This window comes from Clostridium saccharoperbutylacetonicum N1-4(HMT) (assembly GCF_000340885.1).
Classification (GTDB): Bacteria; Bacillota; Clostridia; order Clostridiales; family Clostridiaceae; genus Clostridium; species Clostridium saccharoperbutylacetonicum.
On record NC_020291.1, the window covers coordinates 2,036,469 to 2,047,038 of the forward strand.

General features: G+C 28.6%; 8 protein-coding genes. All 8 read left to right on the top strand.

The window, feature by feature from the left end; translation table 11 throughout:
- Window positions 1-58 precede the first annotated feature (58 nt).
- A complete protein-coding gene (locus CSPA_RS09045) occupies window positions 59-961 on the top strand; it encodes a GNAT family N-acetyltransferase (RefSeq protein WP_015391941.1) in 903 nt (300 codons plus the stop codon).
- Window positions 962-1,623: 662 nt separating this feature from the next.
- The gene (locus CSPA_RS09050) at window positions 1,624-3,339 is read left to right on the top strand and encodes an ABC transporter ATP-binding protein (RefSeq protein WP_015391942.1); all 1,716 of its coding nucleotides are present in this window, start codon (window positions 1,624-1,626) and stop codon (window positions 3,337-3,339) included.
- A gap of 50 nt (window positions 3,340-3,389) precedes the next feature.
- A complete protein-coding gene (locus CSPA_RS30730) occupies window positions 3,390-3,518 on the top strand; it encodes a hypothetical protein (protein ID WP_257788319.1) in 129 nt (42 codons plus the stop codon).
- Window positions 3,519-3,578: 60 nt separating this feature from the next.
- Complete coding sequence (ccpM, locus tag CSPA_RS09055; RefSeq protein ID WP_015391943.1) at window positions 3,579-5,000, top strand: Cys-rich peptide radical SAM maturase CcpM; 1,422 nt, start codon at window positions 3,579-3,581, stop codon at window positions 4,998-5,000.
- Between the two features lie 17 nt (window positions 5,001-5,017).
- Complete coding sequence (locus CSPA_RS09060) at window positions 5,018-6,133, top strand: TIGR04066 family peptide maturation system protein (RefSeq protein ID WP_015391944.1); 1,116 nt, start codon at window positions 5,018-5,020, stop codon at window positions 6,131-6,133.
- Between the two features lie 12 nt (window positions 6,134-6,145).
- On the top strand, window positions 6,146-6,406 hold the full coding sequence (locus tag CSPA_RS09065; protein ID WP_015391945.1) for a hypothetical protein: 261 nt from the start codon (window positions 6,146-6,148) through the stop codon (window positions 6,404-6,406).
- 199 nt (window positions 6,407-6,605) lie between these two features.
- Window positions 6,606-7,487, top strand: coding sequence for a hypothetical protein (locus CSPA_RS09070; protein ID WP_017810739.1), 882 nt, complete (start codon window positions 6,606-6,608; stop codon window positions 7,485-7,487).
- Window positions 7,488-7,982: 495 nt separating this feature from the next.
- On the top strand, window positions 7,983-10,526 hold the full coding sequence (locus CSPA_RS09075; RefSeq protein ID WP_015391947.1) for a dockerin type I domain-containing protein: 2,544 nt from the start codon (window positions 7,983-7,985) through the stop codon (window positions 10,524-10,526).
- Window positions 10,527-10,570 lie beyond the last annotated feature (44 nt).

Consider the following 10,570-nt stretch of genomic DNA (forward strand, 5'->3'; position numbering starts at 1 on the left):
CAAAAAACTAAGAACGAGATAATATAGTTGATAATATCAATTAATTTGGGGGCGCGGTATGAATAAAGAGAAAGTAATTAGAAAAGAGATAAGATTAATTGTGAGAGAATTAGGTTTATTAAACCACAATTGCTTTAATTCAGGCTTGACACTTGCACAAGCGCACATATTAAACTACCTAAAGCAAAATGGAAATACTCCTTTTAATGAATTGTTAATAAACCTGGGTATTGATAAGGCTTCACTTAGTAGAATAGTTAGTAATATGGAAGCAAAAAATTATTTAGAATTGAAAAAGTCTGAAGATGATAAGAGAATGAAGGATATTTGCCTTTTACCATTAGGTTTAGCAACTATTAATGATGGGGATTATAAAGCAAATACATTTATGAATGAAATTTTAGATTTAGGAGATAGCGAGGACATAGACAATATTGTTAGGGCATTTAGAGTATTTCGTATTCTTGCATTAAAAAACAATCTTAGAAAGAATGATTCTAGAATTTTGATTGAAAAAATTTCAGAAAATTATATGGATGATGCAATAAAATTAGCAACAGAAGTATTTGCTCATGAGCAGGGTATTCCAGCAGAATCAATTGTAATTGATGCTGATTTAAAACCAATCTGGTGGTGTGCAAGAGTAGGAGAAGATATTATTGGAGTTGTTGCAACATGGAAAGAAAAAGATAAATGGAAATGGGGAAGATTTGCTATTGATAAGAGACTACGAGGTCTAGGTATTGGTCAGAGAATGGCTATTTATTCATTAAAAGAAATTTTTAGACAATATACGGACGAGTTATATATTGAAGCAAGAGAAGTAACTGTAAATATGTTAATAAAATTTGGATGTAAAGTTATTGGAGAAGCAGAAGATTTTTATGGCGAACCCATAACACCAATATTATTAAATAAAGAATTGTTTGATGAACATTTGAAAAGTTACATCAATGTATGAAAGTAATGAAGAAAAAATGTAAAAATATTGCTTAAAAACATGGTGTAATTAATTCATAAAGGTAAAATAAAGTGACACAGCAGTAGAATAAAAGCAAAAACAGCGACAAGGCATAAAATGGTGAATTATGTCTTGGCGCTGTTTTTATATGCTGATATACCACATATTAGTTTCATAATATATAATTTCACTTACCTTGAATCTGTTGACAGGATGTTGTTATTACCGAAATGAGTAAGAAGAAAGAATTCTGTATATATTCAAATATGTTTAATGCTACTTAGAGTTATCTTGACTTATTAATGGTATCCTTATAACGAAGTCCATGGCTAACAATAGTGAAGAATTAAAAGAATTAAATACGCACAGGAGTAGAAGAATTAGTGAAAAAACTCAATACTATTAGTATTAAAAGTACATTTTAAAGCATGAAAGGAATATTTTAGTGAGTAAAAGGAATATTTTAGATAAAATAAAGCAAATACTGAAAGTATTTGCTTTTAATGCATGATTTTCTATCTTTGGAGCAATATGTATTTACATAGTTTTAAGAGTGTGTAAATATGTAATTGTAGATAGCGGTAATGCAAAATAAATAGATATAGACGATTAGTTACCGAATGTATTATTATGTAATTCATCTTATAGAAGGAATTGAGTTTATGAGTAATAGAGAAATTATTAAAAAATTATTTTTATTATTTAAACCATATAGAAAAAATATTACTTTAATAATTATTGGATTAATAATTTCTTCATTGGTAAGTTTAGTAATACCTTTTCTTAGTAAAAGTATCATGGATGATGGATTTTTAAAATCAGACATAAAAAAGATTATGTTTATTTCTACGCTTTTACTTATAGCAATTACAGTTGATAACATAATATTATTGTTTAGAGAATATCTTAGAGTTAATCTACATTCTAAGATAAAATATACATTATTTGAAAAAGCTTTTAACCATTTATTAAATAGTAATTTAAGTTATTTTACCAATAAAAGTAGTACAGAAATATTAAGCAATATACAGTATAACTTAAATAATATAATTAAAATAACTGATCAAGACTTTTTTTCTCCAATAACACAAATATTTAATATGATTGGTGCCACAATTGGACTTCTCATAATAAATCCTAAACTCACAATTTTAATTTTATTCTCTATACCAATAAAATATCTAGTTGTTAGATTTTTTTCGAAAAAAAGAGAACGTTTAACAAAAACGTGTATAGAAGCAAATAGAAATTTTGCTAGTTGGTTTGGAGATGTAATTGATGGAATAAAAGAAATAAAACAATTTAATATATCTAATTGGAAAAAAGAAGAATTTGAAGAAAAACAAAAAAAAGTGATTAATATGGACAAACAGTTCTCATTATTAGATTCATATAATCTATCATTTGATTCATTTTTTCTTAAATTAATAACGATATTACTTTATATACTTGGAGCAAATTTATTTCTGGATTTAAATATGACAATTGGAAGTATATTTGCATTCATCACTTATAGTTCATATATAATTACTCCAATATATTCAATATTAAATATTAAATACATAGTTGCTGGGATATTACCTTCAGCAAAGAATTTTTACGAATTTTTAGATTTAGAGGTTGAAGATAAAATGCCATACAGTCAGCTACCAGCAATAAAAGGAAAAATCAATTTTGAAAATGTGCAATTTTCATATGATAGCACAAAAATTATTCTTAATAATCTTAATCTTACAATTGAAGCAGGTGAAAAGGTAGCATTAATTGGACTTAACGGAGCTGGGAAATCTACTATTTTAAATCTTATTTTAAGGTTTTATAAACCTATCTCTGGTAAAATTCTCATAGATGATAGAGATATTAATAAAATTAATATAAATCAATACCGTAATATAATTTCTACAATAAACCAACAGGTATATCTTTTTAATGGAACCATAAAGGAAAACATATTACTGTATAAGAATGTCGATTCAGATAAATTTAATAAAGCTATTGAAGATAGTCAGCTTAGTGATTTTATAAATAATGTTAGTGAAAATTATTTTATAGATTCAAATGGCAAAAATCTATCAGGTGGACAAAAACAAAAAATTGCCATAGCAAGAGCAATTCTTCGAGATACTCCAATAGTAATCTTTGATGAAGCAACATCAAATTTAGATATAGAAAGTTCAATGAAAACTTATAAATTAATAGATACAACTTTAAAAAATAAGACTATTATTATTGTTTCTCATAAATTAGAAATTTTGAAACATGTAGATAAAGTTGTATTAATTGATAATGGTAGCATTAGTGCTATTGGTAGCCATGATTACTTATTATCCAATAATGAAGTATATAAAAATTTGATATATAAGCATTATATAGATTAGTACTATATAGTGATATATATATATATTTTTCTTCAAGGGGGGTGAGACCTATGAGAAAACTAGGAAAAAAATCTAATAAATTTAGACAAGAGACTGAAAACTCTTGGGGAAGGTGCACTTGTACTTGTCAATCTAATTTATACAACAGTTATAGCCATTCAAACGGTACAGGGTACTAATAAAAAAATAGAAGTGATAGTCATATCACTTCTATTTTTATAGAATAGGAGGTAATATTTTTGAGTAAAGATCCTTTTATATACAAATTTAAAACACCTAGAAGTAATTATATATATGATATAAATACAAATATGCTTGTTAGTATTAATAAAGAAATTTATGATATTTTAGGAAAAAAAGATATATCAGATTCTATTGATAATTCTAGTGAAGAATTTGAAATAATAAATGAAATGAAAAAAAGTGGGTTATTGTCCCCTAATAATATAGAAATAATTGAACATCCTGAAAGCTATTTTTTAGAATCTACCTTTAAACGTAGATTAAATACAATAACATTACAAATTACTCAACAATGCAATTTAAGATGTAAATATTGTGTTTATTCAGGTGACTATGATACTAGAACTCATTCCAATAAAATGATGACCATTGAAGTGGCTAAGAGATCAATTGATTTTCTAATTAATAATTCAATTGATTCTAATATGTTGAATATAGGGTTTTATGGTGGTGAGCCACTGTTAAGATATGATTTTATAAAAGAGTGTATTGAATATGCTGAGAATAAAGCAGAAGGAAAAGAAATATCATTTCAAATTACTACTAATGCAACACTTATCACTCCTGAAATAGTCAGTTATTTCGAAAGGCACAATGTGTTTTTAACAATAAGCTTAGATGGTAATAAAGAAGCTCACGATAAAAACAGGGTATTTGCTACTAGTGGATGTGGTTCTTTTGATGTAATCATTAAGAATTTAGGAGAAATAAAAAAATCATTTCCTAAATACTTCAGTAAAATTCTTTTTAATACCGTAATAGATCCTAAGAATGATTTTTCTTGTACAAATAACTTTTTTACAAATTATGAGACTATAAAAGATTCAACCATAAGTACAAACTTAATAAATTATAACTATTCAAAAATTCATGTTGATAAAAATGAAGATTTCATTATAAATTGGGAATACGAGCTTTTTAAGTTATTTCTATATAAATTAGGTGAACTAAGTAAAAAACATATAACTAAGCTTCAAGATGCATATTTTGCTTCTATAAAAATGACTCTATTTGATAGGGGTGTTACGAATTTAAGACAAAGAAAAGCCCATCCGGGAGGTCCATGTATACCCGGAATACAACGATTATTTGTAAATACAGACGGAGTATTTTATCCATGTGAACGAGTAAGTGAAAAGTCTGAAATAATGAAAATAGGAAATATTGAGGACGGATTTGATATTGAAAAAATATATAAGTTATTAAATATAGGCAAAATAACTCAAGATCAATGCAAAAATTGTTATGCTTTTTATTTTTGTGGGTTATGTGCAGCATTTGCTGACAATCTAACTGAGCTATCCAAAGATATAAAATTAAATAACTGCGAGTCTACTCGCAAACGTGTAGAAAATATGCTAAAAGATTATTGCATGCTTCGAGAATTTGGATATGACTTCGAAAAAGAAAATTTATAAATAGTGGAGGTATATACATGGAAAGTTTGATGATATATCCATTTGATATAGAAAGTATGCCATTAGTAAGGCATGAAAAGTTACTTTCTAAATATTCAATAAAAGTATTAGTTTCACCAAATGGATGGGGAATGACTAATAAAGATGCTGGTATTATTGATAATAGTAATGAAACCAATATAACGATTAGTGAGAATTTTGAAAAAGAGATCACTAATGTTGATACTGTGCTTTTTGTAGAGTCAAATATCAAATTAGATTTTGAAACGGTGATATATCCTAAAGTTCTACTTGCCATAGAACAAAACAAAAATATTATTTGTTCAATTAAGCTAGAAGAAAAAATCAAAAATGAAATTATGCATAAGTGTATGGAAAAACATATTAGATTTGAATACTTGATGTCAAATGAAAAGAATGATATGCAATCAAAAGATGAACAAAAAGCATTATTTGAAATTAATTCTCCTGTTGTTTTTGTATGTGGGAATGATGAAAGAACAGATAAGTTTGAGATACAACTACTCTTAAGGGAGTACTTGTTAAAGGATGGCTATATTTTTTCTCAAATCGGAACTAAAAACTATTCTAACTTGCTTGATTTTCATGTTTTTCCGCAATTCATGTATGAAAATTCTTTGTCAGAGACAGATAAAATAATACGCTTTAATCATTATGTAAAATATATAGAATTAACAGAAAATCCAGATTTAATAGTTATAGGAGTACCTTTTGGTATAATGCCTTTTGATAATGAATTCAATAACAACTTTGGAATAATGCTTTATGAAATTTCCAATGCATTAAAACCAGATTATGTAATTATTTCCAATACTTATAGAGAATATTTAAAAGAAGATTTCAAAGACATGTGTAATTTAGTAAAATATAAATTTGGCTTTGATATTGATTGTTTTAATATATCGAATACTAGGATAGATTGGAATAGTTCTAAACAAGCATCCAGAAAGGCTTATACTAAAATACCGTCTACATTTATAGATGAAAAGATTTCACAATTTAAAGAGAATGATATACCAGTAGTAAATATTTTAAATGAAGATAATTCTTTATTTTTATATGAACATTTAATAAATAGTTTATCTGAAAATGAAAAAATCACATGGTTATAAGGAGTTAATATTATGGAAAATGATCGAAATAATAAAGAATTAATCAAAAATGAAATAGCAGAGGTCATGGATAAATTATTTAATATACAAATAGATGAAGAGTCATTAGATGAACCACTGTTAGGGAAAAGATTAAAACTTACAGCTAGAGATTTAGTATACTTGTATTTTGAAATTAAAAATATTTGGAACATAAATATTTCAGAAGAATCAATCATTTCAGGTAAGTTTCATACCATTAATTCTATAATTACGCTTATACAGGAAAATTAAGAATAGCCATAGTAATGCCGACGTATAAAGATAATATGTGATATAGATGCAACAGTGATTTTCAAGAATATTAAAACATTATAAAGCATTAAAGGAAAAATATATAAATTAAGGCATAAGTTTGGTTAAAAGAATACGAGTATATAAATATAGGATACTAATATATTTGGCACATGTGCCGTATGAAGGAGTGAAAAATATGAAAATAGGACATTCACAAGGAGCTACAATGAAAGTTTCTTTCTCTAGTTCACAAAATATAGGAAATAATATTCCTAAAACAAAAAAAGACAATGATAAAAGTGAAGAGCAAAAAAATGTATCAAATAATTCGAAAAACTTAAGCTTAAAAATGAAAAATGATAGAAGTGCTAATCTATTGAAACAAAAAGAAAATATAAACAAAGCAAAAAATGATTTCAAAGATAATGCCCTTAAACAAAATATGGATCCAAAAGCAATGAAAGATAAACTTGATGAATATGATAAGCAGCTTCAAGATATTGATAAAGAAATAAATCAAATAGAAATGGAAGAACAGAAAAAAGCTCTAAACAATGAAGCAGATGAAAAAAAGGCAGATGATAAAACAGATAATCATACAAATTCTCAAAATAAAAATAAAAATACTGAAAGTGATAATACAACAGATTTAATGAATGTTTTAGTAACATCTTCTGAAAACTTAAATATTATCAAACAGAATAAATCAATAAACGTAGGCTTAAAAGGTGAGAAAAAGGTTTTAGAATCTAATATTGAATTAGATGCTTCACGTGGATCATCTAAGGTAGATCGTGATAGACTTTCTAAATTAGATGATACAATTAAAGAAAGTCAAAAGAATATGTTTAATTCTTTACATGATATAACTAAAAATACGGGAAAAATTAATGGAGATAATTTAAAGGGTGATGATAATATAGATTCAAATTCTTCAGAGGCATTAGAGGATTTTGACGCTCAAAATTCAGACGCTGATTATGATAAAACTTCTTTAAATTCCCAATATATAAAAAAGTATGCTGAAAATTATGAGGAGAAAGATAAAGAAGGTAATACGATAAATTCATTATCATAGCAAGCATTTCAGTGAGTCTTCGATATGATAAATTAGATACATATCCATCATTAATAATAATTTTTTCTATAGAAGTCCAAGGGGAGAGTATAATTGTATTTTCATCTTGGTCTTTTTTTGATTATTTCATTTTTATTTTAAATTAGATTTCTTTAGTGAATATATTATTAGAATAAACTTTGTTGATTTGTTTTAAGGCAACATTCCTTTTTGTTTCCCAAGAGATATTTATACATATCAATAATCATAGCATTAGAAATTCTTTTTCGAAATTAAACCCTTTTATTTTTATTCATATCAACTTAAAAATAAATTAATTTCCATATTGTAGTAAAAGTTTTCGTGAAATATAAAAATGTAAACATAAAAAAATAAGGTGTTAAATTTAAGCTAATCATGACCGTGGTTGATTACTTTACGATAAACATATAACTATTGTTATTTTTTTGTCGGATAATATTAGGTATCACAATATATTTTTAGGAGGAAAGATGAATGAAAAAGAAAAAATTAAGTTTAATTGCAACTTTATGTCTTGTGACAACATTTGCTACCTCGGTTTCAATTACGGATACAATAGTAAAAGCTGAAACAACAAACAATGTTGAACAAGAAACATATAATTGGAATAGAGCTAAAACGGGAGCAGGTGGAGGTTTTATTCCAGCTGTGATTTTTAACCAAAGTGAGAAGGATTTGATTTATACAAGAACTGATATGGGTGGAGTTTATAGATGGAACCCTTCAAATAAAACCTGGAAAGCGCTTACAGATTGGGTAAGCCATGATGATTGGAATCTCCTTGGCTGTGAAAGTTTAGCTACTGATCCAGTTGAAACCAACAGGGTTTATTTAGCAGCAGGAACCTATACAAATGAATGGACTAATGATAATGGTGCTATTCTCCGTTCAACTGATAAGGGAGATACTTGGGAAAGAGTTAATTTACCTTTTAAAATAGGAGGAAATATGCCAGGTCGTTCAATGGGAGAGCGCCTAGCTATTGATCCAAATGATAACAGAATACTTTATTTAGGTACGCATAATGGTAATGGTCTATGGAAAAGTACAGATTACGGAGTTACTTGGTCTAAGGTAGATAGCTTTACAGCTGTTGGCGATTATATTGATTCAAATTTTAAAGATCAAATTGGAGTGGTATGGGTAACTTTTGATAAATCTACAGGAAGTAAAGGAAATGCATCTCAAACTATATATGTAGGAGTAGCAGATACTAAGCAAAGTATCTACAAGAGTACAGATGGTGGTGCAACTTGGTCAGCTGTTGAAGGTCAGCCAACTTTAGCTAATCAGTCAAGCTGGGTAACATCAACTACAGATTCAACTCCAAAGGCATTTTTACCACACCACGGAGTATTATCTTCTGATGGATACTTATATGTTACTTATAGTAACACTTGTGGACCATATGATGGAGCTAAGGGTGATGTATGGAAATACAACACTAAGACAGGGGAATGGAAGAATATAAGTCCTATTAAACCTACTAGCTCAGACAACTTTTCTGGTTATGCCGGACTAGCTGTTGATCCTGAAAATCCAAAGACTATAATGGTAACAAATTTAAACTGGTGGCCTGATGTTCAAATGTGTAGAAGTACAGATGGGGGTGAAAACTGGACATCAATTTGGTCTTGGGGATCTTATCCTGAACGTAAATTGAATTATACGCAGGATATATCAAAAGCACCTTGGCTTGATTGGGGTGAATATAAGAGTCCTCCAGAAGTTACACCAAAACTCGGCTGGATGGTAGGCGGAATTGCAATTGATCCATTTAATTCTGACCGCATGATGTATGGAACAGGTGCAACTCTTTATGGGACAGATGATTTAACTAATTGGGATAAAGGTAAAAAAATTGATATTTCAGTAAAAGCTGATGGTATAGAAGAGGAAGCTGTAAGTGCAGTAATCAGCCCGCCAGCAGGTGCAAATTTAATAAGTGGAATGGGAGATGTTTGTGGATTCCGTCATGATGATTTAACAAAGACACCAGATAAGATGATGTCTACTCCAAATTTTAGTACTACAAGTATGGATTATGCAGAGCTTCAGCCCAATTTTATAGTTCGTTCAGGAAATGTGTCAAAAGATAATAAAGACCGTGTAAAGAGCTGTGGATTTTCATATGATGGTGGTAAGAATTGGTTCCAGGGAAAAGATGCCGAGGGTATGGATGTTGATTCAGGAGGAACAGTTGCAGCTGCAGCAGATGCAACTGCAGTTGTATGGAGTCCAACATCTGGAAAGATTAGTTACTCTAAGACTAATGGAAGTGCGTGGACAGCATGTACTGGAATTCCAAATGGTGCTAAGGTAGCTTCAGACCGTGTGAATCCAAAAGTATTTTATGGATTCTCAGACGGAAAATTCTATAGAAGTAATGATGGTGGGGCTACATTTAAAGTGACAAATGCTACAGGTCTTCCTAAGAGTGGAACAGGTAAGTTTAAAGCAGTTCCAGGTAAAGAGGGAGAAATATGGCTTACAAGTGGAAGTAAACAAGAAGGAATATATGGAATGTGGCATTCTAAAGACTATGGTGAAACTTTTACAAAGATTGAAGCAGTGCAGGAAGCAGATACAATTGGATATGGTAAAGCGGCAGAGGGAGCGAATTATTTATCAATATATACGAATGCTAAAATAAATAATGTTCGTGGAATATTCCGTTCTAATGATGAAGGTAAAACATGGACAAGAATCAACGATGATAAACATCAATATGGAGCTGCAGATGCAGATATCAGTGGAGATGCTAGAATTTATGGAAGAGTATATATAGCAACTAATGGACTTGGAGTAGTATATGGAGATACCACTAAAGATAATACTCTAAAAGTTGTAGGTGACGTTAATAGCGATGGTATAGTCGATATTTCAGATTATATAGCTATGCAGAAGTATGTAATGGGAGAAACTATTGATATAAATACTCAAAACTCGGATATAAATGGAGATGGAAGAATTAATACAGCAGATCTTTTTGCTTTAAGAAAAATAATTAATAGTTAATATTTACAGCAGCGAAAAAGTATTTAAAATATAAAAATCCACAA

Excerpts from the sequence above, each read along its gene's own strand:
- CSPA_RS09045 (WP_015391941.1), top strand. The coding sequence starts at position 59 with ATGAATAAAGAGAAAGTAATTAGAAAAGAGATAAGATTAATTGTGAGA.
- CSPA_RS09060 (WP_015391944.1), top strand. The coding sequence starts at position 5,018 with ATGGAAAGTTTGATGATATATCCATTTGATATAGAAAGTATGCCATTA.
- CSPA_RS09065 (WP_015391945.1), top strand. The coding sequence starts at position 6,146 with ATGGAAAATGATCGAAATAATAAAGAATTAATCAAAAATGAAATAGCA.
- CSPA_RS09050 (WP_015391942.1), top strand. The coding sequence starts at position 1,624 with ATGAGTAATAGAGAAATTATTAAAAAATTATTTTTATTATTTAAACCA.
- CSPA_RS30730 (WP_257788319.1), top strand. The coding sequence starts at position 3,390 with ATGAGAAAACTAGGAAAAAAATCTAATAAATTTAGACAAGAGACTGAA.
- CSPA_RS09075 (WP_015391947.1), top strand. The coding sequence starts at position 7,983 with ATGAAAAAGAAAAAATTAAGTTTAATTGCAACTTTATGTCTTGTGACA.
- CSPA_RS09070 (WP_017810739.1), top strand. The coding sequence starts at position 6,606 with ATGAAAATAGGACATTCACAAGGAGCTACAATGAAAGTTTCTTTCTCT.